Raw genomic sequence first — 24,642 nt, forward strand, 5'->3', positions numbered from 1 at the left:
TTGAGAATCCATTCAGATTTTAGAGACTATTTGCCCTTGGCATCCGCCCAAATAATCTTATGTAGTTGCAATTGAAAACGTACAGGTAGGGCGTCGGTTAACATCCATTCGGCAAGCTCACGTGCGAGTACTGGCACTTCTGGACTATTATCGTTTGCCGTATCTTCATGTGCCACATTAAACATCGGTGAAAACCATACCGTACCGACCAAGTCATTTAGCTTATAGTCGATAAGCTTCGCTTTTGCCCAGTCATAATCGGTGCGATTCATGATGACAAATTTTATTTGGTCATGTTGAGTGAGGTAATCGAGGTTTGACCAAAGATTCTTATCAACTTCACCTGAGCTTGGGGTTTTCAAATCCATCACTTTGCTGACCGCTGACGGGACGTTTTCGACCGTCAGTGCACCTGCCGTTTCAAGAGAAATCTCATAACCCTCATTTAGCAGACGCTTCATCAACTCAATAGCATTAGGCTGGGCTAAAGGCTCACCACCGGTTAAACAAATCCGCTTACAAGGGAAGCTGGCGATAGTCGCCATAATAGTCTCAAGCGACTGACGTTCGCCGCCACTAAAGGCATATTCGGTATCGCAGTAAACGCAACGTAGCGGGCAGCCGGTCAAGCGTACAAATATCGTTGGTAAACCTGAAGTCAGTGCCTCACCTTGCAAAGAATAAAAAATCTCCGTCAAACGTAACCCCGCTTCAGGGTCAGTAACAGGGATGGCAGCGGTGCGTAAAGATAACTCACTCATAATATTTCAAATACAGTTAAGGATTGATTGTGCCATCGAGCACATATCAAATAAAAAAGGTTTAAGAATCTGTTTAATGCTCGGAAGTTCAGCGCCCAAACAAGACAAAGATTATAACGTAAAGTCCTCTATTAAGCTGCTACCTAACAACAAAAAAGATGCTGGAGCACAAAGCTTCAGCATCTTTTTTTATTTAAAACAATCACTATCGTGATTAAGTATTTAAGCTAAACGTAATAACTCATTTACGGATGTTTTAGCACGGGTTTGCGCATCGACTTTTTTCACGATGATAGCTGCATACAAGCTATGCGTACCATCTTCAGAAGGCAAGCTACCTGGCACAACAACTGAGCCTGCTGGTACGCGACCACGATGAATCTCACCAGTTTCGCGATCATAAATGCGCGTTGATTGACCGATAAATACACCCATCGAGATAACAGCGCCTTCTTCGACGATTACGCCTTCAACGATTTCAGAACGTGCACCGATGAAGCAGTTATCCTCAATAATTGTTGGATTCGCTTGTAATGGCTCTAATACGCCGCCGATACCAACGCCACCTGATAAATGCACATTTTTACCAATTTGGGCACATGAACCAACGGTCGCCCAAGTATCTACCATAGCGCCTTGATCGACATAAGCACCGATATTAACATACGATGGCATTAATACGGCGCCTGGCGCGATATAAGAGCCTTTACGCGCAACGGCTGGTGGTACAACACGCACGCCAGCTTCTTTAAACTGCGCTTCTGTCCAATCCGCAAATTTCGTTGGTACCTTGTCATAAAACTGGACATGCTCGCCCGCTGCTTGAACGTAGTTGTCATTTAAGCGGAACGATAGCAAGACGGCTTTTTTTGCCCACTGATTGACGACCCATTCGCCATCCTTTTTTTCTGCAACGCGCAAAGTGCCGTTATCTAGCTGCTCAAGTACTTGATTGATGGCATCACGGACATCTTGTGGCATGGTTGCTGGGCTATATTCGTTACGGTTCTCAAAAGCTTGTTCGATGGTTTGTTGTAATGACATAAACATTCCTAGAATTGATGAAGGTAAATAAAAAACTTGCCGTATTGTCGCTAATTTGGCGACTTTTAGCAAACGTGATAGACGATACTATAATTTTGGGATTTTATGGGCTTAAGTATTGCTATTTATCCAGCCTAAGATGTCTTGGTAAACCTGCTCTTTATTCTGTTCATGTAGCGGCTCATGGCGCATGTGAGGGTAGAGCTGCACAGAGACATGATCAAAATGTTGTCTATCTAAGCGATTGGCAATATTACGAATACCGCGACCCATATCACCGATTGGGTCATTTTCTCCGCTGATTAATAACATTGGAAAATCTTTGGCAATCGTCATCGCCCAGTTTTTATGCAAGCCTGCATTCATCAGTGTAAAGAGGGTCATAAAGCCGTTATTAGTAAAATCAAAACCCGTCAGTGGATCGGCTTCATAAGCTTCAACAGCGGCAGGATTTTCGCTTAACCACGCAAACTTTGATGAAGAAATACGATTATTAAGCTTGCTATTAAGTACTTTATTCATCACGTTAGCAAATAAGGTATTTGGCTTTTTAGGCGCCGCTTTTGTCAGTAACTTATTGACCGGCAATAATACTTTGATCAATGGATTGGCATCCGCTGTGCCCATTAAAATAGCACCGGTAAAGTTGCGCGCATGGTGTTTAAGGACGTTACGGACGATAAATGAGCCCATAGAGTGACCCATGACGAAATGTGGTACATTCGGATGACGCGCTTTTAAGCTGTCCGCCATGACGATGACATCTTTTAATAATGACTGCACAGGATGCTCTTCACCAAAAAAACCTAAGTCTTTGGCTGATTTAACCGTTTTTCCATGACCAAGCTGGTCATAAGTGGCGACCGCAATACCGTGATCGGCTAAAAATTGCGCCACGTCTGCATAACGGCCGCTGTGCTCTGCCATGCCGTGTACAATCAGCAAGGTTGCACTAATGACAGTATCACTATGGCTCGGCTCAAAAAAAGTATGATGCAGATAATGGGTATTGTCAGAGGAAGTTATTTGTTCATTATTACTCATAAAAATCCAGTCCTTGAATGGTTAAGGGTATGATGAGATAGATTATATATTTTTTAGGGCTTTATTATAGGGATAAGTTATTGCTACAACCAATCTAATTGCGAAATTTGGCAACATTAGTATGTTATTTAGTTTTTAGTGAGCGTTATGGTCTATTCATTTAAACAATAGCTACAAAAATATCGACCATAAAAAAACCCCCATCAAAGTGATGAGGGTCTTGGCAAATGCCATAATCGAATCAAATATGACTCAAAAAATTTACTACTAAAATATGGCTCTCCAACCTGGGCTCGAACCAGGGACACACGGATTAACAGTCCGTTGCTCTACCAACTGAGCTATTGGAGAATAAGCGGTAAGTGTTTAATGACTTACTGCGAGCTTAGAAAGTCTCTAACGAGTTCTTGCTAAGTGGGGCGTATTCTAGCAAAGATAAAAAATACGTCAAGCTTTTTTTGCATGTTTTTATACATTAAAGATATTAACGCTAGCGCAAAGGTTGTTGTCGAGCCAATTTGCGTCATATCTTCGATATCACTCTGTTTGCGAAGTAACAACAAATAAAGCAACTTGCTTATACTATAATTATTTAGATTTGATAAATAAAAGACTGCATTGGTTAATAAAATAATGCTAATGAAATTACATTGTTTATAGCTATAAAGCTGCTAAAGGCTTATAAGATAAAGATTTATCAAAGCTAAACCAAGAGTAAGATAGCAAACGACGAAAAGGATATTTGCGATGACAGACACTGCTAAGAAACAACATATTGTGATTACGGGTGCGACCTCTGGGATTGGTTATCAGCTGGCAAAAGACTATCTGCGAGAGGGACAGCATGTCTATGCCGTCGGTCGCGATGAGGAAGCCTTGTCTGAGCTCAAATCATTAGGAGCAGAAACTATCGATTTAGATCTAATGGATCGAGATAAGGTGATTGCTGCTTTTGATAAAATTAATGAGATTGATTTGGCGATTTGCGGCGCTGGCATGTGTGAGTATCTAGATATGCCAAACTTTGATAGTGCGGCGTTTATGAAAGTGCTGTCGGTGAATATGGGTACGTTATCGCATGCCATTGAAGCAGTACTGCCAAAGCTGATTGCTTCAAAAGGACGCTTAGTTGGTATTGGCTCGGCGTCGGCTTACGTGCCTTTTGCTCGTGCAGAGGCTTATGGCAGCTCAAAAGCAGCTATTCACTATTTAATGAAAACTTTACAGATTAGCCTTGCACCGCAAGGTGTGTCAGTGAGCTTAGTAGTTCCCGGCTTTGTAGAGACGCCAATGACCAAACAAAACGATTTTCCGATGCCGTTTTTACAGACTACACAGCAGGCAAGTCAAGCGATTCGTGATGGTATAAAAAGTGGCAATGACGTTATTGAATTTCCCAAAAAACTGACGTTGCCATTAAAAGTATTAGGAACATTACCTGATATGGTTTGGCAACAGGTCAGTACAAAAATCAATAAAAAATAGCCAGTTTTACTATTTCTGAACACCTATAAAGAAAATAACTAGGAATATTTTATGCCGTTTTTGCGCCGTAAATCTAAGCAGCTATCTAATCAAGTAGAAGCCGTTGTTAAGGCTACAAGCCGTCATTCAGAGGATAAGAATGATGCACAAGTCAGAAAAAGTATCGCTATTATTGGCTCAGGGGTATCAGGTTTAACTTGTGCTCATTACTTGGCAACGCAATTTGACGTCACCATATTTGAAGCCAGTGATTATATCGGTGGACACGTAAATACCATCGATGTGACGCTACAAGATGGTAAAAAACCCAAGCCTAATAAGGTTGAAAAAAGTGCCATAGATACTGGCTTTATTGTCTTTAATGAGCGTACTTATCCTAACTTCTTTCGCTTACTTCATGAGCTGCAAGTACCGTTTCAAGCAACGGATATGAGTTTCTCAGTCAAAAATACTGCACGCAACTTCGAATATAACGGCCATACGCTCAATACCTTATTATCACAGCGAAAGAATCTTCTGAATCCGAAGTTTTGGGGATTTATTAATGATATTTTGCAGTTTAATAAACAGGTGCGTCAGCTGCGCCAAGATTATGATAAGGCGCGTGAGCAGGGGCAGGATATTGCTGTTTTTACCAAGCAAACGCTAGGCGAATATCTAGATACTAAAAAGTATGGTGATTTATTCACCGATAATTATCTATTGCCCATGGTATCTGCGATTTGGTCGACCAGCCTACGCGACGTACGAGATTTCCCCTTGGTATTTTTCGCTCAATTTTTTGATAATCATGGTTTGCTTGATGTGGTCAATCGTCCGCAGTGGTTTACGATAAAAGGCGGTTCTAAGCAGTATGTAAATAAACTGATTAAACGTTTTGTGAAGGCAGGTGGCAGCGTTCGCGTGAACAGTCCCGTGCAATCAGTGATTCGAGAAGATAATAAGGTGATGTTGAACGTTACAGATACAACAGATAATAAGACGCAAGGACTTGTGTTTGATGAAGTCATCTTTGCCTGTCATGCAGATACAGCGCTCAAAATATTACAAGATGCCAATCCTACCGAGCAAGAAGTACTGAGTCATTTTACCTTTACCGATAACACTGCTGTTTTACATACCGATACTTCAGTCTTACCCAAAAAACCACTGGCGTGGGCAAGCTGGAACTATTTAATCGATGATAAAAATGCTATTAAAAAAGATAAAGCATCGCTGCAAACTGCTACAAAGCCCGTATTGACCTATCATATGAATATTTTGCAGCGCTTGACCAAACAGCATAATTACTTAGTGACTCTCAATCATGAGGTGGATGAGAGCCAAGTCATCAAGCGTATCGACTATAGCCATCCAGTATTTAATAATGAAATGATTGCCGCGCAAGCACAGTGGTCAAATATCTCTGGTAGTAGCGATTCACACACCCATTTTTGCGGTGCTTATTGGTTCAACGGCTTCCATGAGGATGGCGTAAGAAGCGCGCTACGTGTCTGTCAGGCATTGGGATGCAACATCGATATTAAGGATAGCGTTGACCCAAGCCATTTACCTGATACTGAAAGCGCACATACGCCGTTCCGCTATAAAGATTTACCAGTAAAAGCAGACAAACAATTACGCAAACTTAAGAAACGTCAGCTAGTCTCTGCCACGACCAATCAAGAGTTGGTTCAATACATTGCAATGTTGGCGCCCACGGCTAAAGCGTTTAAAAAGAAAAAACTGGGATTTTTTGCTGCTCGTAAAGATAAGCACTCGTAGCAGTTAAATACAGCATTACCAATTAAGGTTATTAAGTATGGTAGAAGCAGAACAGCCTAACAGTATAAGCGTAGAGCCTACATTGGCAGATGATACTAAGGGCTTGCCGCACCAAATATTTCACGGAATAACTTGGCACAGCAGGTTGCTACCGAGTGTGCATAAATTTGCCTATCCTTATCGTTATTGGGGTGTCAATATCACCGCATTAGCAGCAGGGCAAGCATTGCCAGAAGTGGATATCAGTTCATTTAGCGGCAATAAAATCCTAAAAAAATTGCCATTTAATAAACAATTACTCTTCTCTGGAATAAAAAAAGCCTTACAACAGTTTTATCCTGAGGATTACTTACAAGGATTGAGTACACAAGATAAAAATAGCCTAGGTAAAAGCAAAGATGCTGACGATAAAGGAGGGTATTTATCAGATGTTCAATCACTAGAACAACGTTTAATTCAGGTATTTACAGAACGGACGGGTAGTGCACCAACAGGGGATATTATTGGAATGGTCGTTTGCCGTAATGCAGGGATATATTTCAGCCCAGTAAATTTCTATTTAGGTTTTGATACAGAGCAAAAACCCAGCCATTTGTTGGCAGAAGTATCTAATACGCCATGGGATAAACACCATTACTATGGGTTTTTATTAGATGGCGCAAACACTGAGTTTTGTCACGATAAAGATTTTCATGTCTCACCTTTTAATCCCATTGACCAGCAGTATCAGTGGCAAGTAACGATTAAAAGGGCAATAAAAAATACTGTCATTAGTGAAGTAAAAAGTGAGAAAGAAAAGCTGTCTAATCAATGTTTGGACGTTCGTATCGCTATCAATATCAGTGATAAGCGCGGTGAAGTATTAAAAACAGGTATTAAAATGTCTGGCGTACCAATGACAGCGTCGACGATTTCTGAAAGTTTGCGCAAAAATCCACTGATGAATATAACGTCTTTAATGCGTATTTATGGGCAGGCTTTTAAACTCTATGCTATTAAAAAAGTACCCTATATTAATTACGATGAAACATTAGCCGATAGCAAGCAGCAGAATGGCAATAATAAGCATGAGCAGTGACAGTAACTATTATGCCAAAACTTCAAAACTTTAAAGGTTCAAAGACTCAAGAATTTAACGCAGAGCTTTTACTATCGAATAATTATACAAGGATGGATAAATGATGTCAGCAAGACTAGCAAGCAAGGCACCCGTATCAACATTAGGAAAAATCACTGCTCACATCAATCAAACGGTTAACGATAGTGCTATTTTGCAGCCAGTTAGTAATAGCGTGAATTATCTGGCGCGAAAAGCCATATTCCGAGCTTTGAAGCACATTCAATTTGGTAGTATTACTATCATTGAGGAGTTTGTTGGGCAGGATGCTAAGCCGCATTGTTTTGGCACAGCTGCTTCTAGCAACATAAGTAGCTCAGCTATCGGTCGTCATACATTGGATGTGACGCTGACCATTCATGATAGCAGCGTCTATCGTCAGTTATTATTTGGTGGTTCTATTGCGCTAGCGGACAGCTATATCAATGGCGAATGGGATACGGATGATTTAACGGGTTTGATTCGACTGGCAGCGCGTAATTTGGCGGTACTTAATCAGTTAGAAAATCGTTTTGCGGTTATTAGTAAAACCTTTGAGCGAGCCAATCATAAATTACGCAGTAATGATAAGTCGGGTTCAAAGTCTAATATTTTGGCACATTACGACTTAGGTAATGACATGTACCAGCGTTTTTTAGACGATACGATGATGTACTCATCAGCAGTCTATAAAAAAGTAGATACGACATTGGCTGAGGCGCAGCAGCATAAACTCGCTTTGATTTGTGAGCGTTTACAACTAAAACCTGAAGATACTGTGATAGAAATTGGGACTGGGTGGGGCGGTTTTGCTATTTATGCAGCAACGCATTATGGTTGTCATATAACGACGACCACTATCTCGGATGCGCAATATGAAGAGGCGCAGCGCCGTGTCGAAGCGGCTGGACTGTCGGATAAAATTACTTTACTGAAGCAAGACTATCGCGAACTGACAGGACAGTATGATAAATTGGTCAGTATTGAGATGATTGAAGCGGTTGGACATGAGTATTTACCGACGTTTTTTGCGAAATGTAATAGCCTGCTGAAGCCAACGGGTTTGATGGTATTACAAGCCATTACCTTTAATGATCAAAACTATCAAGACTATATAAAGTCGGTCGATTTTATTCAGACGCACATTTTCCCTGGTGGTTGCTTACTATCTAATCAAGAATTGACGACGCAGTTTACTGAGCAGACCGATATGGTCATCAAGCAATTGCATGATTATGGCTTTGATTATGCGTACACGCTACGGGATTGGCGTACTGCGTTTATGGCACAACGTGAGGAGATAAAAGCACTCGGTTATGATGAAGCGTTTATTCGCTTATGGGAGTTTTATTTCTGCTACTGCGAAGGGGGGTTTTTGGAACGTACGATTGGAGTCGTGCAAGTCACCGCCGTTAAGCCAAACAACATTGATGCATGGCATTCATAGGCTGCATTTTAGTCCCTATTATAAAAGGATCTTACTATGGGTTATATTTATATCTATCTTGCTTCTCTTGTCATATTTTTGGGCATTGATGCGGTTTGGCTGAAGACCATGACCGGTCTGTTTTATGAAAAGCGTATCGGACACTTACTTGCCGAACAGCCAAATATGACTGCTGCTGGGGTGTTTTATCTGTTTTACCTATTGGCGCTGTGTATTATTATTTTATACCCACAAATCAGATCAAATGCGCCGATTCACCATATCTTCTTATTGGGCGCTTTGATAGGACTGATGGCTTACGGTACTTATGATTTTACCAGCTTAGCGTTATATAAAGGTTTTACTCTGGACACCGCTTTGGTTGATTTTGCTTGGGGTGGTATTTTAACAGGTTCAGTGAGTGCTATCGTGGCTTGGCTTGCTTATCGTTTTCATTGGTTAAGCTAATCTAGTAGTTAAGTTAAATCGACTATATTTGCGCTGTCGGAATTGCTACTGTATAAATAACACTTTAAATAGATTCTACCCCCGTTAAGGAACATTATGACGCAATATAACACCAGCTCTACCGCCAAAACAGTCCCATTAAACCATGAGCTGTATATGTCAGTGCTTATGACGCCAGATATGGCCAATTTTATTGGTAACGTTCATGGTGGGGATTTGCTCAAGATGCTGGACCAAGTCGCTTATGCCTGTGCCAGTCGCTATAGCGGTAGTTATGTGGTGACACTGTCAGTCGATCAAGTGATGTTCCGTGAGCCTATTCATGTTGGAGAGTTGGTAACGTTTGCAGCTAGTGTCAATTACGTTGGTAAGACTTCAATGGAAGTCGGCATTCGAGTAGAGGCAGAAGATGTACGTGCACGTACCGTTCGCCATACCAACAGCTGCTACTTTACCATGGTGGCGATTGATGAAAATCGTAAGCCCACGCTAATCCCTGAGCTTGAGATTAAAGATGCCTTGCAACAATGTCGATTTGACGCAGGCTTAGAGCGCAGAAAGCTGCGTATGGAAGGCTCGCAACGTATCAGCTGTGACATCAGTAAATTGACTAATAAAGTAGCAAGCGTATAATCTGCTCATTAATGCAGACAATAAACATACTCTCACCAAAAAATTACTGATAAGAACAGATTTTTTGACTACAGTAAATGGAATCTAAAGTAACTAATAGATCAGCTAGTGTTTATATATAACTAGTCTGGTTTTATACCTTAAACCATCCATTTATTGAGACTCAGATGAGTTTAAAACCGCCAGAATCCAACCCAAAAGATGAGCCAATGTCGCGCGCTGATACGCACGGCATTGGTCGCTCTCGCGCTCGAAATCCTTTTAATACTTCAGATAGCACCAATTCTGACCACTCTAAATCTGTGCCAAGCCATGATGACAAAAAATCGAGCTCATTAATAACGGTTTTGATTGCAGTTGGTGCCAATCTTATTATTGCAATTGCTAAAACAGTAGCAGCGTTTATGACGGGTTCCGCTTCCATGATAGCGGAATCAGCGCATTCTTGGGCAGACGCGGGCAATGGCACCTTATTGATCGTTGCAGAGAAAAAGTCGGTCAAACCTGCTGACAAAAGCCATCCACTCGGCTACGGTAAAGAGTCGTATGTATGGTCAATGATTGCCGCGTTTGGCGTCTTTATGGCAGGTTCAGTAGTGTCTATTTATACTGGCATTACTGAGTGGAATGCAGCTGAAACTGAAACCAACTATACCATCGGTTTTATTATCTTGGCAGTCGCCTTTGTGCTTGAAGGATTTTCTTTAACACAAGCTTATTTGCAAAGTAAAAAACATGGCGAAGCGATTAATGTCAGTGCCATCGGCTATGTGATGGACACCTCTAATCCCACCTTGCGCGGTGTGTTCTTTGAAGATTTGGCGGCAGTAGTAGGTTTGGTTGTGGCGGCAGCTGCTATGGCAATGCATGCCTATACTGGCGAACCATTTTGGGATGCGCTTGGGTCTATCATTGTCGGTATATTGCTGGCCGTAGTGGCAGTCTTTTTAATCAGTCGTAATCGTGATTTTTTGGTTGGCTATAGAGTCTCAGAAAAAATGCACGATTATATTTTATCAGAGCTTATCAAGCATCCAGATATTGATAGTGTTTCTTACTTGCATTTGGAGTGGGTAGGTCCCAAAAAAATATTTATGGTCGCGGCGGTCGATATTGCTGGAAATCAACATGAACATGAGATTGCGCACAAATTTGAAAGTATAGAAAATCAGTTTCGCAGTCAGTCATTGTTTCAAGAAGCTATCTTAACTTTATCTGTCCCTAACGCTGAAATCTTACGCTTACCTGATAATGAACATTCATAATCTATAATAAGAATGAGAACATAATATGAAAAGTCCTTTAAAACCGTTAACAAAACATCCTAATCGCCATACACAGATAGTATCACCGTTGCTGGCATTAGTAGTAGTGACTTTAATGTCAGCTACTGCTGTACAAGCCAATGCAGAATTAATCGTACACAGTGATGCCAATCGAATTCAACAATCAAAAACGGTCACATCAGCACCCTATAACGTCCGTAAGATCGATGATCCACAGAGTGTCAACCGCCCGTTACCTACCGATATCTCTATTATTAAACTGATGCAAGTCATGCATATTGATGAGCAAATCCAATCTATCGTCGATGGCAAGCAAGCGGCTATCAATGCAATCAATACGCAAACTCAGAATCAACAGGTGACTGATGAACCGTTGAATAAACGTCAACGTGAGCTACAAAATCAGATCCAAAGCGTGTTAGGGCAATATGCCAAAATTATGACCAATGGGATAGGTAATACGGCAGATATTCAAACCTTAACGCAAGCTTATATCAGTGCAGCAAAAACTTACTATACGCAAGCGGAAGTGGATGCCCAAATCAAATTTTACGACACTGCTGTCGGTCAAAATATCTTAGCAAAACAGCCACAAATTACTGCCGCTTTTTTAAAGCAATCTTTACCGCAAGATACCTCAGAGACTGAAAACCAATTAAGTGAGCTGTTACCGCAGATGAAGCAAATTGTGAAAGGTGTTTTTTAAAGTGTGTGTTAGAAATATAGTTAAAGTCCCTACAATATCTATGGTAGTGCTGGTATAAATTTTTTGCAGCCTCTGTCTGCGTAGGCACAGCAAGCAAGAAAAATTAATACCAGTAATATACGATTCATCGGTATTGATGTTTAATGATTCTAGTCAAAATCGTCAAACATAAAAAAGGTCACCATTGAGGTGACCTTTTTCTATTTAGCAAATAAGTTAATCTTATATTGAGACGTGCTTATTTTTTAGACGTATCTTTTTTCGGGGCGTTTGCACCGATAAACCAAGCATCTTTATCAACAGTACGACTCACTTCAGTCAATAAGTCAGCGGTATCTTCATCACCAGCATCGCCAGCGGCATCAATCCCTTCACGCAAAGATGCAGCAATGGTCTTATAGCGATTGGTCAACTCACGAACATGCTGGTCAACGTCAGTGATATCAGTCGGGTAAGTCTCTAAGATAGAGTCCTCAACGACACGTTTAGAGATACCATTGGCTTTACCACCAAGGATAACAATGCGCTCAGCGACTGTATCATAAGCTTCTGTTAAGCGCCCATAAGTGTCATCCAATAACTGATGTACACCAATGAAACCAGTACCTTGAAGATTCCAATGACATTGCTTGCTATCCATACTCAAATCAATCAGATTTGCTAAATTCGCATTCAACAGATCGATCATTTTTTTTGCAGTTGCGTCATCTATTCCACTTGCGTAACGTTCTCTCATATTCTGCTCCATTATTCTATTTTAATAAATCTAAGTTTCTAATTATCAACAGCTCTTTAAATTTTTATTTATTAAGGTGTTGCTGACTGCTTATAAATTCATTATCGATAATAACAGCTTAAATAATAGATGGAACCCCAACATTTAGGCTTTATACAAGGGTCGTGTAATGAGTTTGTTAATCATGAAAACCTTTGTAAATTTAACCGCTAAAATAGACGCTTTGATAACAATCCGTGCACACGCCAGCATATTCAATCGTATTAAAATTTGATTTAATTGACGTTAAGTTAAGAATAGTCATACGCATTTTAAGCCTTATAAATATTTAGTCCTTTGGTCTAATGCCTTTCTCTGCGAATTTATCAAACAGCTGTTGCTGAGTTAAGTTGACTGTGTCATTAGCAAATTCATAATAATCGGGTTTTCTATCAATGAAAATCTGGCTCTCAAAAGTAAGGTTTGGATTCTCTTGAAATAGTCCTAGTGACAGGACATAAGTTTCAGAGCTAAGCTGATGATAATAGAGATTGGTGCCGCATTTATGGCAAAACGCACGCTCCGCCCATGCTGAAGAGGGGTAAATAGTCATTGACTCCTCACCTTTAATATCAGGTTTTGAGTGGCTATGTATCGCCATTAATGGTCCGCTGCCCCAACGACGACACATCGTGCAATGGCACGCTTCAAAGGTATTGATATCTTCTAATTCTATGGTGACGTTACCGCACAGACAGTGACCTTTCATAACTCGTTCCTTGATTAATGGTCACTGAACTATACCTGAGTTTCTATGCTTTTTATTGAGTGTTTGTGCATCCATTTGTGGGCGTTTTGCGCAATAAATGACCTTTAAAAATAAAGGTTTAACCCCATATTGTTATAAACCTAACCTCTTATAACTTTTTATAAATATCAGGAAAATAACCATTATGCGAATGCCTGAACCGCGCTCGTCGCGTCAGCTAAACCAATTGGCCACTCAGCTGCAAGGCGAAGCTGAAATTAGTGGTGTCAACGCGTCTGGTACGCAAATATCAAGTCGCGCCTTTGAGATGGTCACCGAGTTTGAGCCAGCAGGCGATCAGCCGCAAGCGATAAAGAAACTGGTTAATGGTATTAATGCTGGCATGGATGAGCAGCTATTACTGGGTGTGACGGGTTCTGGTAAGACCTATACCATGGCAAAGGTCATCTCTGAGACGCAACGTCCAACTATTATCATGGCGCATAATAAGACGCTTGCCGCCCAGTTATATGGTGAGTTTAAGTCGTTTTTCCCCAATAACGCGGTTGAATACTTCGTTAGTTATTACGACTACTATCAGCCGGAAGCCTATGTCGCAGCGAGCGATACCTTTATCGAAAAAGACAGCGCCATTAATGATCATATTGATCAAATGCGCCTATCAGCGACGCGTGCACTACTTGAGCGTCGTGATGCAATTATCGTCGCCTCAGTATCCTGTATCTATGGTCTAGGTGATCCAGAAAGTTATCTAAAAATGCTGCTACACGTAGTCGTTGGTGACAAAATCGATCGCACTGCTACCATTAAACGTCTTGTTGAAATGCAATATACGCGTAACGAACTGGACTTTGGGCGTGGTACTTATCGTCTTCGCGGTGAGCTATTAGATATTTATCCTGCTGAGTCTGAGCAGCTAGCGGTGCGTGTGCACTTGTTTGATAATGAAGTGGAAAAAATCACGTGGTTTGATCCTTTAACAGGGAAGACCGTGCGTACAGTGCCGCGTATTACTATTTATCCAAAATCACATTATGTGACGCCGCGCAATAAATTGGAGGCTGCTAGTCATACCATCCGCGCTGAGCTTGAGCCTCGGCTAGAGTATTTCCGTGAAAATAACAAGCTGATTGAGGCACAGCGTCTTAAAGAGCGTACTCAGTATGATCTTGAGATGATTCAACAGCTCGGCTACTGTAACGGTATCGAAAACTACTCGCAGCATCTCTCTGGTCGTCCATCAGGGGAAGCACCACCGACTTTGTTTGATTACATTCCAGAGGATGCGTTATTATTTCTTGATGAGTCGCACGTGACAGTGTCGCAGATTGGTGCAATGTATAAAGGTGATAGATCACGTAAAGAGAACCTCGTCAATTATGGCTTTCGTCTACCAAGTGCCATGAATAACCGTCCGATGAAGTTTGAAGAATGGGAGCGTATTAAACCAAAGACCATTTATGTTAGCGCCACGCCTGCATTGTATGAACTGGAACATAGTGAGCAAGTGGTCGAGCAAGTCGTACGTCCAACGGGTTTGATTGACCCTGAGATTGAGATTCGTCCTGTATTGACGCAAGTCGATGATGTGCTGTCTGAGATTACCAAGCGCCGAGAAAAAGACGAGCGCGTGTTAATCACAACCTTGACCAAGCGTATGTCAGAGGATTTGACCAGCTATCTCAAAGAATATGATGTCAAAGTTGCTTACCTACACTCGGATATCGATACCCTTGAGCGTATGCAGATTATCCATGAGCTGCGTACGGGCGTGCATGATGTGCTGGTCGGCATTAATCTATTGCGTGAAGGGTTAGATATGCCAGAGGTGTCATTGGTCGCGATATTTGATGCGGACAAAGAGGGCTTTTTGCGCTCTGAACGTGCTCTGATTCAGACCATTGGTCGGGCGGCGCGTCATATTAATGGTAAAGCCATTCTCTATGCTGACCGTATTACCAACAGTATGCAAAAAGCGATTGATGAGACCGATCGTCGCCGCGAAAAGCAAGTGGCATTTAACCTTGAGCATAACATCACACCAACAGGCGCACGCCGTAGTATCACGGATAAAATCGATACAGGTGATGACCATGATGCCAATGATAATCAGATGATTCCAATTAAGAGCAATCTGCCTGATGTCGATATCAGTATCTTACGCAGTCCTGATTTGCTCGCGAAAGAAATCAACCGTCTTGAAAAGCTTATGAAGCAGATGTCGCGTGACTTGAAGTTTGAAGATGCAGCAAAAACGCGTGATAAGGTACTAGAGTTAAAGGCGCATTTATTGTAAAGAGTAAAACTATAATTTCAAAATAGTAATAAAAAGGTGAGTTGACAACGGCGCAGCTCACCTTTTTTATGGTCTTCTTATAACCAAAATAACCTCGCTTTTGCCCGAGGTTATTAATAACCAATAATTGGTAATGACAAAACTTGTGTTTATACCAAATGCCAACTAATATGATATCAATGAGCAATATGAACTTATAACAACGGACGTTGAGGCACATAATACATCATGCAAAATAATAAATGCTTAGAATTAAATGCGAATGAAAACTCACTAGGCATGTCAGCTTCTGCCAAACAAGCCATTACAGACTCTTTAGGTGCAGGCTTCCGTTATCCAGATAATCCACGTGCGGCACTCATTAGCAAAATTGCCACCATCCATGGCGTGGCAGAAAACCAAATCTCATTAGGCAATGGCTCAACTGAAAATATTCGAGCTACCTTACAAATGCTGCAATATAAAGCTCTAAAAGAGGGCAGGCAGTTTCAAATGGTAATCCCTGTTCCCACTTTTGATTGTGCAGAGATGTATGCAAATGCCATTGGCGTGCCTGTGGTCAAGATACCGTTAACCGCTGAAAACTATGATTATGATTTTGACGAACTACAAAAAGCAGCTGACGATTTTGATGGCATCAGCCTACTTTATATTTGTAATCCAAACAACCCAACTGGCATCATTACATCAACTTCAAGGCTTAAAGCCTGGATAAGTAAGGCGCCAGACAACCATTACTTTTTATTAGATCAAGCGTACTTGGAATACGTGTCAGACCCAAGTTTTGAGAGTGGGATTGAATGGGTAAAACAAGGGTTATCAGACAAGCTTATTGTTATCCATACTTTCTCAAAGTTATGTGCTTTAGCTGGTATGCGAGTGGGCTACGCGATTTCTAACCCGCAAGCTATTGAGACTGTCGAAGCATTTATGTCTATGGATAATACCAACTTGTCAGGTGCGGTTGCTGCTATTGCGACGTTAAATGATGCAGAGTTTTTAGCGCTAAGTTTGCGCAATACCAATCAGTCGCGTCAGATGATTGAAACAGTCTTAGACGATCTGGGACTGCGTTATTTACCTTCACAGACCAACTTTATTTTTCATGAAATAAAAGGTGATTTAAAAACATATATCGACAGAATGCGAGACCATGGCATCAAGGTTGGTCGCGAGTTCCCACCTGTTATAGGCTTCAACCGCTTGACACTTGGTACGCCCGATGAGATGGCAGCATTTATCAAAGTATTAAAGTTATTTCGTGAAAAGGACTGGGTATGAGTGAGATAAATCATATGTCTTAACCAACCTCAAACGCAGTTTTACATATCCCACCTTAAAAAACATCACTTTATCTTATAAGATTGGTCAGTTAAGCACACTCTTTTAGATTGCTAGCTTTCAAGTTGCTAGATAAATTTAAGTCGCTGGATAAACGCTGAGCGATAGCTAAAGTTAAGTGTGCTAACGTCAATTATAATTATAAGGTTAAAGATATATTCATGTTTGATATCAAATCATTTTTTAAACGAGAAGTAGAAAAAAAGCTCATCAATTTAGACGATTATATTTTTATGCCTGAGCGTGTAGAGACGGCGCTAGAAGGTGGATTATTAAATTGTGTACTCAATAGTGATGGTCGAGTGGATGTTTTTTATACCAAGGATGGCGTGACAGAAGTAAGTTCCGCATCACGTAAGCATCCATTTACTGCGTTTGAGACCGAGCTATATCATGGGGTTTATGATGATATTATTCATGATTTGACTAAAGAGGTGAGTAAGATACTTGAGCGTCGGTCAAAATACTTTCGCCAGAACAAGACATTGCATCCTACAGCGTCTCTAATGTCTCAGCCACATTACAACAAGTAAGCTATAAGGTGATTTGAACTATTGTAGGTTTAGAAGAAGTAAAGGCAATTGGTAAGAAAAAGGGTGCGTTATATTTAAATGACGCGCCCTTTTTCTTACCTTGTATTTTGGTGTCAGCTTGAAACAGTTATTACTGATGCTTAGTTTTTCATACCAACTGATTTATCTTTGGCAGCTAACTCAGATGATTTAGTAATAGGAATAGATTGTGCGCCTTCAACTAAATGATTGGTCTTGGTTTGTGTGACCAAGCCTTTGGCAAAACGAGTACTGTCGTCACGTATTTTTAAAGTATTGGTAAAATACCATTCACACTGAAAAGCGTGTTCATTGATATCAACAGGGCGTTCTGCGGTTGATGATGGATCGCGATCTATTGTTGATAATCTATACGAATAGGCTGGGTTAAGCAATCGCCAACCCAGCCTAATTATTTATAATGACTGATATTATTAATAAACTATTTATTTAACGATAGTGGAATAACAGCTCTGCAATGATTTTGCCACGACTCTAGCCACTAATTGCACACGATATTGTGGGTCTATGGCTGCATTACCCAATTCGACGATGCTGACTTGTTGCGGTGCTTGCTCACTAACGCAACCACAAACTCTGCCTTTTACCGCTTCTTCTTGCGCTTCAGTCATAGCGACACTGGCAATACGCCACGCGTTTTGCTGTTCGATCTGACTGCGACATTGATTGTCGATAGCTGCTTTAAAAACGCTCATACCGATCTCGTTTGCAGTACCCATTGCTGTTCCTGCATTGGTATTGCCGCCCGTTGAGGCACATCCCGCTAGTGCCAATGTTGCTAGTAATGCTGTTGATGCGAATAATTTTTTCATCAAATTTCCTTTCAGATTGATCAGTATTATGAGGGGGTATTCTTAAAGTTTTATATCGTGCTGAGCAGATGTACCAAAACCTATAATCTGCTTTTTACTATCTATACCTTGTGATATTGGCATGATATACATCAGCACAAATAAAAAGTCATCTTACTAGAACTCAATATTGATGACAAAGGAAATATAAACGTGCTATCAGAATATCTATTAACAATTGTTTTTTATACCAAGTTATGTCGTAGAAAAAATGATGATAAATATTCTAGGAGTAGTTCATCTTTATGGACTTAAAGGTTTACAAGGCGGTTAAAGTTTGTTTAAATAACTTACAATATGAAACTTAGTATCGCTTAGCGAAACAAGAAAGCGGTATTTAGTGAATAATAGCGCTTAACTTTCAATAAATCTCGATTTATAGTCAGGATAAGGGTTAGTGAGAAAAACAATATAGCAATATAAAGTCTCTCATGTTTTAATTAGATAGACTGTTTTTTTATGGCGCTCTTATGATAACAGAGTGAGTAAAAAGCCATTCAAAGTAGCACGTTGCTAGTGTGACGGATATGGATAGTACCATTATATCTGAGTCATACTTTTATAAGTCCATTTGCTTTATTTTATCAAGGAAGAAAATAATGAAGTCCATTTATAAACTGCCTTTACTTGCGGCAATGATTGCAGCCAGTATGACAATGGTTGCCTGTTCAGACAAAGCGGCTACTGATAGCGCAGCTACTGACAGTGCTACTGCTGAAACCACCACAGATACCGCTGCCACATCAAATGACAAGCTTGAAACCAAATTTGTCACCATTGCTACAGGGGGCGCCTCCGGTCCTTACAATATTATTGGGACGTCTTTAGCAGAGATTTATGCAAAGACTTTTGGCGTTAATGCTAAGACCCAAACGACAGGTGCTTCAGTAGAAAACGTCAATCTGTTGACGCAAGGTAAAGTAGATATGGTGCTGGCGCTCAGTGATGTCGTTACTGATGCAGTCGAAGGTAAAAATGACTTTAAGGCACCTATCGCCAATATTCAGCAAATTGCTGTTCTGTATCCCAACGTCATTCAGCTAGTTGCTTCAGAGAAATCTGGCATCAAAAACATTGAAGATTTAAAAGGCAAACGTATTGCGGTTGGCGATCAAGGCTCGGGTACAGAGGTTAATGCTCGCACCCTGTTAGAAGGTTTTGGTATTACCTATGATGATGTCAAGGTCGATTATCTAGGTTTTGCAGATGCTGCAGATGCGATGAAAGCTGGAAAAATTGAAGCGGCGTTTTTTAGTAGTGGCTTACCAAACTCTTCATTATTAGAGCTAGAGCAAGGTATCAAGTTGCAGTTGGTGACCATCAATCAAGATAAGCTGAAAAAAATTATTGAGACCAAGCCTTACTTTAAGACTTTTGAGATTCCTGCTGGTACCTATGGTAATGCTGCTGCTATCCCAACCACAGCCGTCATGAATGCTTTATTGGTACGTTCTGATATCTCTGAAGAAGATGGTTATAAGCTGACCAAAGCATTGTTTGAAAACTTAGATGGTCTAAAAAATGCTCACCAAGCGGCGAATGATATCAGTTTAGAGACTGCCCAAGTCGGTATGGTTGCTCCTATTCATCCTGGTGCCAAAAAATACTATGATGAGAAAGCAGCTAAATAAGCAAGTATGGTGGTTTGCTGGCGTAGCATCTATTGCTGCGCTGGTTTTATTTATACTATGGGCGATTTTTAGCCGCCAAACAGTCATTGAAATACGAGTAGCGGGCGTTGCTGGTAACAATAACAATAGTGCCAGCCTAGTCTGCTATTTTGTTGAGCCCAATTTTCAATTGCGCTGGATTCACTCGGTAGAAAAGCAATGGTGGGAGGAGCATTATCTTCGTGAAGAAGAGGGCTTACTATTAACCACTACCTACTTTCAAGCGTTTGGTGCTGGTACGCCGTCTACTGAAAATGTCGCTCCTATACAAAAAGAGGGCTATGTCGGGTATCAAATCAACCAAAGGTTTCCCCATCTCAACTGGGTTGTATCAAGACTGACAAAAGGTGAGATTAATTATGCCGGTCAGCGCATTCTTATTCATCAACTGGTACCAGATTATTCAGAAGTAACTATCATGCCCAAAGCATATAGTCCAATCGATAGATTCAATAAGGATTTTTGTCATGAACTCCCAAGTGATGGATCACAGTAGCGATAAGCCTCATGTCAGTGATGATGCTAAGTTGGCAAATCAGCCAAATGCGCCTGAAGATACTGATAATTACGATGACGTTGATCCTAGTGTCACACAGGCAATATTAGAAAAATACGATCGAGAATCTATTACGCGTCATATCACCCAAGGTCCAGTGAAGTATATTATCGCTGCGATCTGTATTTTCTACTCCATTTTTCATTTATACATTACTTTTAATCCAATGCCATCGTTACTACAGCGCTCTGTGCATGTGGGCGTTGGCTTCGCTTTGATTTTTTTGATTTTCCCTGCCAGTAAAAAAAGCAGCCGTAAGAAAGTGGCATGGTATGACTGGATTTGGTTTATCTTTTCCTTATCTGGGATGACGTATCTCATTTATGAGTATCAAGATATTGTCACCAGTCGCGGCGGTATGGCAAATTCGGTCGATGTGATCTTTTCTATTATTACGGTTATCTGCGTCCTTGAAGGCAGTCGGCGTATTACTGGCTGGATCTTGCCCATATTAGCCTCTATATTTTTGCTATATCCCTTTATCAGTCATTTGGACTTTATGCCGGATAGGCTGCTGACCAGACCTTATGATTTGGGCGATATTTTTGGTCAATTATTCTTAAAGACTGAAGGCTTATATTCGGTTGCAATTGGTGCCTCAGTCACTTTTATCTTCTTATTCATTCTATTTGGGGCATTTTTAGCGCGTTCTGGAATGGGTCAGCTGTTTAATGATTTGGCATTGGCGCTGGCAGGCGATAAAAAAGGTGGACCTGCTAAAGTCGCTGTCATATCAAGCGGCTTTATGGGTAGTATCAATGGTTCAGCCTTATCGAACGTGGTCAGTACGGGCGCGTTTACCATCCCATTGATGAAAAAGGTTGGTTATCATAAAGACTTTGCAGGAGCCGTAGAGGCAAGTGCGTCGGTCGGTGGTCAAATATTGCCACCTATTATGGGTGCCAGTGCTTTTATTATGGCAGAGACGACAGGTCTACCGTATAGCACTATTGCTTTGGCAGCGTTATTACCTGCTATTCTCTATTATCTAGGCGTTATCGCACAGGTACATTTTCGTGCCGGTCGCCGAGACTTAAAAGGCATGGCAAAAGAGAGTTTGCCGCAGGTAAAAGAGGTATTAAAAGCACGCGGTCATATGTTGTTGCCGATTGTATTCTTGATTTATTTATTAATACAAAATGTTCCTGTAGGTTATGCCGCGGCTTATACCATTGGCTTTACTGTTGTCATCAGTATGCTACGCAAAGAAACCCGCATGGGCTTCAAGGATATTTTAGGCGCTCTAGAAGATGGTGCACGCCAGTCATTAGCAGTGATGGCAGCTTGTGCGGTTGTAGGTATCATCATTGGGGTCGTTAGTTTGACCAGCTTTGGTACAGTAATGACCTCTTCAATTGTCACCTTGGGTGCAGGGTCGTTATTGCTCACATTGATTTTGACCATGCTAGCGTCTATGGTCTTGGGTATGGGATTGCCTTCTATCCCTGCTTATATCATTACCGCAACCATGGCAGCGCCTGCTTTAGCAGGATTTGATATTCCTATTTTATCAGCGCACATGTTTGTTTTCTATTTTGGTGTGTTTGCAAATATTACCCCGCCCGTCTGTCTGGCAGCTTTTGCTGGTGCTGGTATCTCTGGCGGTGATCCGATGAAAACAGGGTATTTGTCATTAAAGTTAGCGTTAGCAGGTTTTATCGTCCCCTTTATGTTTATTTATAATCCTGCAATGTTGATGATTGACCCAACAGATCTTGCGGTTACGGCGAAAGAATTTCCATTGCCGCCGGTCATCGATATTATTATTGCTGTTGTGACATCGGTCATTGGTGTGATTGGACTTAGTGCCGCGTTAGAGGGTTATTTTAAAAGTGATATAAATCTCGCTACGCGCTTAATATTAGCATTAGGCGCATTGCTACTGATTTATCCTGGGCTGATCACAGGTGCAATAGGTGGCGTAATAGTACTAGGTATTGCGGCATTCAATATAAAAGGTAGTAAGGCGCCAACCGCTTTAAGTGTTTAACATTGAAGCGCTGCTATTTTAAGTGAGACAGAAAAGTTAGAAGCATAGAAAAGGTCGAATAGCAGATATCTGCTATTCGACCTTTTTGTATTTTAAGACTCATCACGTTACGTTGATATAGTGACGACTCTCACTTAACAGCCAAGTTTCCCTTCTGCTGCTAATGCTTTTTTGCTACGGATAGGTGCTGGGCAATCTTCACCATAGTACTGACGATCAGCAAAATAGCTTGAGCGCACCATAGGACCTGCCCAAATATTAAAGAAGCCAATCTTTTTGCCATAGTCCATATAACGCTGGAACTCATCTGGATGCACATAGCGATCGACTGGCGCATGGTCTTTACTGGGTTGTAAATACTGACCAACGGTAATCATATCGACGTTATGCGCCTTTAGATCATCAAGCAGCTTATAGATTTCTTCTTCAGTTTCACCAAGTCCAACCATAAAGCCGCATTTGGTCGCAATATCAGGTCGACGTTCTTTATAAATCTTTAGCAAGTCTAATGAATGCTGATAATCTGAACCTGGACGGAAAGCTTTATATAAACGAGGCACGGTTTCGATATTGTGGTTAAAAACATCAGGCGCCGTTTCAGTCAATAAGTCCAATGCGATATCCATACGACCACGGAAATCTGGTACCAAAATCTCGATCAAGCAATTTGGGCTCAGCGCACGCGATTCATTCAATACTTCAACGAAATGCATCGCGCCGCCATCTTTTAAATCATCACGGTCAACCGAGGTAATGACGGCATATTTAAGACCTAAACCTTGGATGGTCTCGGCAGTATGACGCGGCTCATCTTTATCAAGCTCATTTGGACGACCATGTCCGACATCACAGAACGGGCATCGACGTGTACAGATATCACCCATAATCATAAAGGTAGCGGTACCATCGGCAAAGCACTGTGGAAGGTTAGGGCAGGCAGCTTCTTCACAAACGGTATAGAGTTTCTGTTCACGTAAGGTGGACTTGATACGTGCGACTTCCGCAGGTGAAGACAGTTTTACCCGAATCCAATCTGGCTTTTTCTTAGCCTCGACAGTCGGGATAATTTTAATTGGGATACGAGCAACTTTATCGTAGCCACGGAGTTTTTCGCCTTGGATGGCTTTTTTGGGTTTTGCGCGGGCAGCAGGCGTGTGCGTTTGTACGGCGTTTGTCATAATCGAATGTTCTCTTAACCCTTGATAGAACAAGGGTTTATGGAATTATTAGAATGCTTTATGAATAGAGCTATTATAGCAGATATTTGGTCAAGGTTTTTTAGGCAATCGTATGAAATTCAGTTTATCAAGGCTACTATAAATAAGCGATTTAGCATAGTTTCATTTATTGATATCAATGTTCATGTCATTTAGTACGTCTATGGCAGCGCGAAACGCTTCTTGAGTGGCAGGTGCGCCGCAATAAGGCAGGCTGTGCATCAAGACTTCTCGAATCTCAGCGACACTTGCGCCATTATTGATGGCACCTCGGATATGTCCCTTTAGCTCGTTTGGGCTTTTTTGTGCAATCAAAAAACCAATCGTGATAAGCGAGCGATATTTGCGCGGTAGTACCGAGTCATCTTGCCATGTACTGCCCCAAGCGTGCTCGATAATCCAATCTTGTAATGGCTGAGTAAATGGCGTTGCTGAGTCAAGTGAGCGTTTGACATGTGCTGCACCCATCACCTCGGTACGAACTTTTAGACCGTTTTCATAATTGGCGTTTTGACTGGTGCCTTGATTGGCATTGTGACTCATACTGTGAGTAGTATTGCGATCTTCATTTTCTTTATTAGCCATTGTCATCCTTGATTTTATGATTAAATCCTTTGCATTTAATCGGTATATTCTTATCAAACATTATAACAGTCGAGTAGGTTTTATTTAACCGTTAATCGAGATATAGTTGATTCCATTTAACAATAACAACGTATAACAATAACGAGATACTAAGACAGTAGCGGTATATCTTTTTAAGTGAATAGATAGTTGCAACCGCAATTTACTACCAATATATTGTGAATGTTAAAAAACAAAATAGGCCCTCAGTTTGAAAAATTTAGAATTTATGATATAGGCACCATTAGTCATATTATTTATGGCACTATTTATATAATAAATGTTCAATATGCCCCCTTTATGACCGCTTTATGAGCCTTTTAAAGGC

23 protein-coding genes and 1 tRNA gene are annotated in these 24,642 nt (G+C 41.0%); 14 read left to right on the plus strand and 10 right to left on the minus strand.

The window, feature by feature from the left end:
- Positions 1-26: 26 nt before the first annotated feature.
- From queE to FQ083_RS12155, 4 genes are all read right to left on the minus strand, one after another.
- Entirely contained in the window at positions 27-761 is a 735-nt protein-coding gene (gene queE, locus FQ083_RS12140) for a 7-carboxy-7-deazaguanine synthase QueE (protein WP_149410029.1), read from the minus strand.
- A 222-nt stretch (positions 762-983) separates the two neighbouring features.
- Positions 984-1,805: a 2,3,4,5-tetrahydropyridine-2,6-dicarboxylate N-succinyltransferase gene (dapD, locus tag FQ083_RS12145; RefSeq protein WP_149410030.1), complete on the minus strand. Its 822-nt coding sequence runs from the start codon at positions 1,803-1,805 to the stop codon at positions 984-986.
- Between the two features lie 111 nt (positions 1,806-1,916).
- On the minus strand, positions 1,917-2,849 hold the full coding sequence (locus tag FQ083_RS12150) for an alpha/beta hydrolase (protein WP_149410031.1): 933 nt from the start codon (positions 2,847-2,849) through the stop codon (positions 1,917-1,919).
- A 275-nt stretch (positions 2,850-3,124) separates the two neighbouring features.
- Positions 3,125-3,200: transfer RNA gene (locus FQ083_RS12155), tRNA-Asn, on the minus strand.
- Positions 3,201-3,596: 396 nt separating this feature from the next.
- Between FQ083_RS12155 and FQ083_RS12160 the strand changes: the two genes are divergently transcribed.
- The 8 genes from FQ083_RS12160 to FQ083_RS12195 all read left to right on the plus strand — a co-directional run bounded on the left by FQ083_RS12160 (position 3,597) and on the right by FQ083_RS12195 (position 11,713).
- Positions 3,597-4,334, plus strand: a complete 738-nt coding sequence (locus FQ083_RS12160; RefSeq protein WP_133105188.1) for an SDR family NAD(P)-dependent oxidoreductase — start codon at positions 3,597-3,599, stop codon at positions 4,332-4,334.
- A 51-nt stretch (positions 4,335-4,385) separates the two neighbouring features.
- Positions 4,386-6,098, plus strand: a complete 1,713-nt coding sequence (locus FQ083_RS12165; RefSeq protein WP_149410032.1) for an NAD(P)/FAD-dependent oxidoreductase — start codon at positions 4,386-4,388, stop codon at positions 6,096-6,098.
- 37 nt (positions 6,099-6,135) lie between these two features.
- The gene (locus FQ083_RS12170) at positions 6,136-7,176 is read left to right on the plus strand and encodes a DUF1365 domain-containing protein (protein ID WP_149410033.1); all 1,041 of its coding nucleotides are present in this window, start codon (positions 6,136-6,138) and stop codon (positions 7,174-7,176) included.
- A 100-nt stretch (positions 7,177-7,276) separates the two neighbouring features.
- Positions 7,277-8,641 carry an SAM-dependent methyltransferase gene (locus FQ083_RS12175; RefSeq protein ID WP_149410034.1) on the plus strand — a complete coding sequence of 455 codons (1,365 nt, stop codon included), beginning with the start codon at positions 7,277-7,279 and terminating at the stop codon, positions 8,639-8,641.
- Between the two features lie 36 nt (positions 8,642-8,677).
- Positions 8,678-9,088: a DUF2177 family protein gene (locus FQ083_RS12180; protein WP_011513081.1), complete on the plus strand. Its 411-nt coding sequence runs from the start codon at positions 8,678-8,680 to the stop codon at positions 9,086-9,088.
- A gap of 96 nt (positions 9,089-9,184) precedes the next feature.
- On the plus strand, positions 9,185-9,721 hold the full coding sequence (locus tag FQ083_RS12185; RefSeq protein ID WP_149410035.1) for an acyl-CoA thioesterase: 537 nt from the start codon (positions 9,185-9,187) through the stop codon (positions 9,719-9,721).
- 167 nt (positions 9,722-9,888) lie between these two features.
- Positions 9,889-10,986: a cation diffusion facilitator family transporter gene (locus FQ083_RS12190; protein WP_149410036.1), complete on the plus strand. Its 1,098-nt coding sequence runs from the start codon at positions 9,889-9,891 to the stop codon at positions 10,984-10,986.
- A gap of 25 nt (positions 10,987-11,011) precedes the next feature.
- A complete protein-coding gene (locus FQ083_RS12195; protein WP_149410037.1) occupies positions 11,012-11,713 on the plus strand; it encodes a DUF2059 domain-containing protein in 702 nt (233 codons plus the stop codon).
- Positions 11,714-11,951: 238 nt separating this feature from the next.
- On the opposite strand, the gene dps is transcribed toward FQ083_RS12195, so the two are convergent.
- Together dps and FQ083_RS12205 are read right to left on the minus strand one after the other, a co-directional pair.
- On the minus strand, positions 11,952-12,449 hold the full coding sequence (gene dps / locus FQ083_RS12200) for a DNA starvation/stationary phase protection protein Dps (protein ID WP_133105181.1): 498 nt from the start codon (positions 12,447-12,449) through the stop codon (positions 11,952-11,954).
- A gap of 328 nt (positions 12,450-12,777) precedes the next feature.
- Complete coding sequence (locus FQ083_RS12205; protein WP_149410038.1) at positions 12,778-13,197, minus strand: GFA family protein; 420 nt, start codon at positions 13,195-13,197, stop codon at positions 12,778-12,780.
- Between the two features lie 184 nt (positions 13,198-13,381).
- On the opposite strand from FQ083_RS12205, the gene uvrB reads away from it, so the two are divergent.
- The 3 genes from uvrB (at position 13,382) to FQ083_RS12220 (ending at position 17,367) form a co-directional block, all read left to right on the plus strand.
- Positions 13,382-15,493 carry an excinuclease ABC subunit UvrB gene (gene uvrB, locus FQ083_RS12210; RefSeq protein ID WP_020443038.1) on the plus strand — a complete coding sequence of 704 codons (2,112 nt, stop codon included), beginning with the start codon at positions 13,382-13,384 and terminating at the stop codon, positions 15,491-15,493.
- A gap of 228 nt (positions 15,494-15,721) precedes the next feature.
- Positions 15,722-16,774, plus strand: coding sequence for a pyridoxal phosphate-dependent aminotransferase (locus tag FQ083_RS12215; RefSeq protein ID WP_149410039.1), 1,053 nt, complete (start codon positions 15,722-15,724; stop codon positions 16,772-16,774).
- A 221-nt stretch (positions 16,775-16,995) separates the two neighbouring features.
- Positions 16,996-17,367 carry a hypothetical protein gene (locus tag FQ083_RS12220; protein WP_149410040.1) on the plus strand — a complete coding sequence of 124 codons (372 nt, stop codon included), beginning with the start codon at positions 16,996-16,998 and terminating at the stop codon, positions 17,365-17,367.
- 140 nt (positions 17,368-17,507) lie between these two features.
- Here the strand turns inward: FQ083_RS12220 and FQ083_RS12225 are convergent, their stop codons facing one another.
- Positions 17,508-17,780, minus strand: coding sequence for a hypothetical protein (locus tag FQ083_RS12225; RefSeq protein WP_149410041.1), 273 nt, complete (start codon positions 17,778-17,780; stop codon positions 17,508-17,510).
- Between the two features lie 51 nt (positions 17,781-17,831).
- Positions 17,832-18,218, minus strand: a complete 387-nt coding sequence (locus FQ083_RS12230) for a hypothetical protein (protein WP_149410042.1) — start codon at positions 18,216-18,218, stop codon at positions 17,832-17,834.
- Between the two features lie 638 nt (positions 18,219-18,856).
- Between FQ083_RS12230 and FQ083_RS12235 the strand changes: the two genes are divergently transcribed.
- From FQ083_RS12235 to FQ083_RS12245, 3 genes are read left to right on the plus strand one after another with little or no spacing between them, the layout of a single operon-like run.
- Entirely contained in the window at positions 18,857-19,888 is a 1,032-nt protein-coding gene (locus FQ083_RS12235; RefSeq protein WP_149410043.1) for a TAXI family TRAP transporter solute-binding subunit, read from the plus strand.
- Positions 19,869-20,423: a DUF1850 domain-containing protein gene (locus FQ083_RS12240; RefSeq protein WP_316623854.1), complete on the plus strand. Its 555-nt coding sequence runs from the start codon at positions 19,869-19,871 to the stop codon at positions 20,421-20,423. Before FQ083_RS12235 ends, FQ083_RS12240 begins: the two co-directional genes overlap by 20 nt.
- Positions 20,395-22,473, plus strand: a complete 2,079-nt coding sequence (locus FQ083_RS12245) for a TRAP transporter permease (RefSeq protein WP_223145240.1) — start codon at positions 20,395-20,397, stop codon at positions 22,471-22,473. The genes FQ083_RS12240 and FQ083_RS12245 overlap by 29 nt, the downstream gene beginning before the upstream one ends.
- Positions 22,474-22,607: 134 nt before the next feature.
- On the opposite strand, the gene lipA is transcribed toward FQ083_RS12245, so the two are convergent.
- On the minus strand, positions 22,608-23,651 hold the full coding sequence (gene lipA / locus FQ083_RS12250; RefSeq protein ID WP_011513094.1) for a lipoyl synthase: 1,044 nt from the start codon (positions 23,649-23,651) through the stop codon (positions 22,608-22,610).
- Between the two features lie 162 nt (positions 23,652-23,813).
- A complete protein-coding gene (locus FQ083_RS12255; protein ID WP_149410055.1) occupies positions 23,814-24,233 on the minus strand; it encodes a carboxymuconolactone decarboxylase family protein in 420 nt (139 codons plus the stop codon).
- Between the last annotated feature and the right edge of the window lie 409 nt (positions 24,234-24,642).

This window comes from Psychrobacter sp. ANT_H59 (genome assembly GCF_008369225.1).
Lineage (GTDB): Bacteria > Pseudomonadota > Gammaproteobacteria > Pseudomonadales > Moraxellaceae > Psychrobacter > Psychrobacter cryohalolentis.

Coding starts and splice junctions, on each gene's coding strand:
- FQ083_RS12230 (WP_149410042.1), bottom strand. CDS start 18,218: ATGAAAAAATTATTCGCATCAACAGCATTACTAGCAACATTGGCACTA.
- FQ083_RS12215 (WP_149410039.1), top strand. CDS start 15,722: ATGCAAAATAATAAATGCTTAGAATTAAATGCGAATGAAAACTCACTA.
- dps (WP_133105181.1), bottom strand. CDS start 12,449: ATGAGAGAACGTTACGCAAGTGGAATAGATGACGCAACTGCAAAAAAA.
- uvrB (WP_020443038.1), top strand. CDS start 13,382: ATGCGAATGCCTGAACCGCGCTCGTCGCGTCAGCTAAACCAATTGGCC.
- FQ083_RS12150 (WP_149410031.1), bottom strand. CDS start 2,849: ATGAGTAATAATGAACAAATAACTTCCTCTGACAATACCCATTATCTG.
- FQ083_RS12160 (WP_133105188.1), top strand. CDS start 3,597: ATGACAGACACTGCTAAGAAACAACATATTGTGATTACGGGTGCGACC.
- FQ083_RS12220 (WP_149410040.1), top strand. CDS start 16,996: ATGTTTGATATCAAATCATTTTTTAAACGAGAAGTAGAAAAAAAGCTC.
- FQ083_RS12205 (WP_149410038.1), bottom strand. CDS start 13,197: ATGAAAGGTCACTGTCTGTGCGGTAACGTCACCATAGAATTAGAAGAT.
- FQ083_RS12185 (WP_149410035.1), top strand. CDS start 9,185: ATGACGCAATATAACACCAGCTCTACCGCCAAAACAGTCCCATTAAAC.
- FQ083_RS12165 (WP_149410032.1), top strand. CDS start 4,386: ATGCCGTTTTTGCGCCGTAAATCTAAGCAGCTATCTAATCAAGTAGAA.
- FQ083_RS12175 (WP_149410034.1), top strand. CDS start 7,277: ATGATGTCAGCAAGACTAGCAAGCAAGGCACCCGTATCAACATTAGGA.
- FQ083_RS12195 (WP_149410037.1), top strand. CDS start 11,012: ATGAAAAGTCCTTTAAAACCGTTAACAAAACATCCTAATCGCCATACA.
- FQ083_RS12240 (WP_316623854.1), top strand. CDS start 19,869: ATGAGAAAGCAGCTAAATAAGCAAGTATGGTGGTTTGCTGGCGTAGCA.
- FQ083_RS12170 (WP_149410033.1), top strand. CDS start 6,136: ATGGTAGAAGCAGAACAGCCTAACAGTATAAGCGTAGAGCCTACATTG.
- lipA (WP_011513094.1), bottom strand. CDS start 23,651: ATGACAAACGCCGTACAAACGCACACGCCTGCTGCCCGCGCAAAACCC.
- FQ083_RS12190 (WP_149410036.1), top strand. CDS start 9,889: ATGAGTTTAAAACCGCCAGAATCCAACCCAAAAGATGAGCCAATGTCG.
- FQ083_RS12245 (WP_223145240.1), top strand. CDS start 20,395: ATGAACTCCCAAGTGATGGATCACAGTAGCGATAAGCCTCATGTCAGT.
- dapD (WP_149410030.1), bottom strand. CDS start 1,805: ATGTCATTACAACAAACCATCGAACAAGCTTTTGAGAACCGTAACGAA.
- FQ083_RS12180 (WP_011513081.1), top strand. CDS start 8,678: ATGGGTTATATTTATATCTATCTTGCTTCTCTTGTCATATTTTTGGGC.
- queE (WP_149410029.1), bottom strand. CDS start 761: ATGAGTGAGTTATCTTTACGCACCGCTGCCATCCCTGTTACTGACCCT.
- FQ083_RS12255 (WP_149410055.1), bottom strand. CDS start 24,233: ATGAGTCACAATGCCAATCAAGGCACCAGTCAAAACGCCAATTATGAA.
- FQ083_RS12235 (WP_149410043.1), top strand. CDS start 18,857: ATGAAGTCCATTTATAAACTGCCTTTACTTGCGGCAATGATTGCAGCC.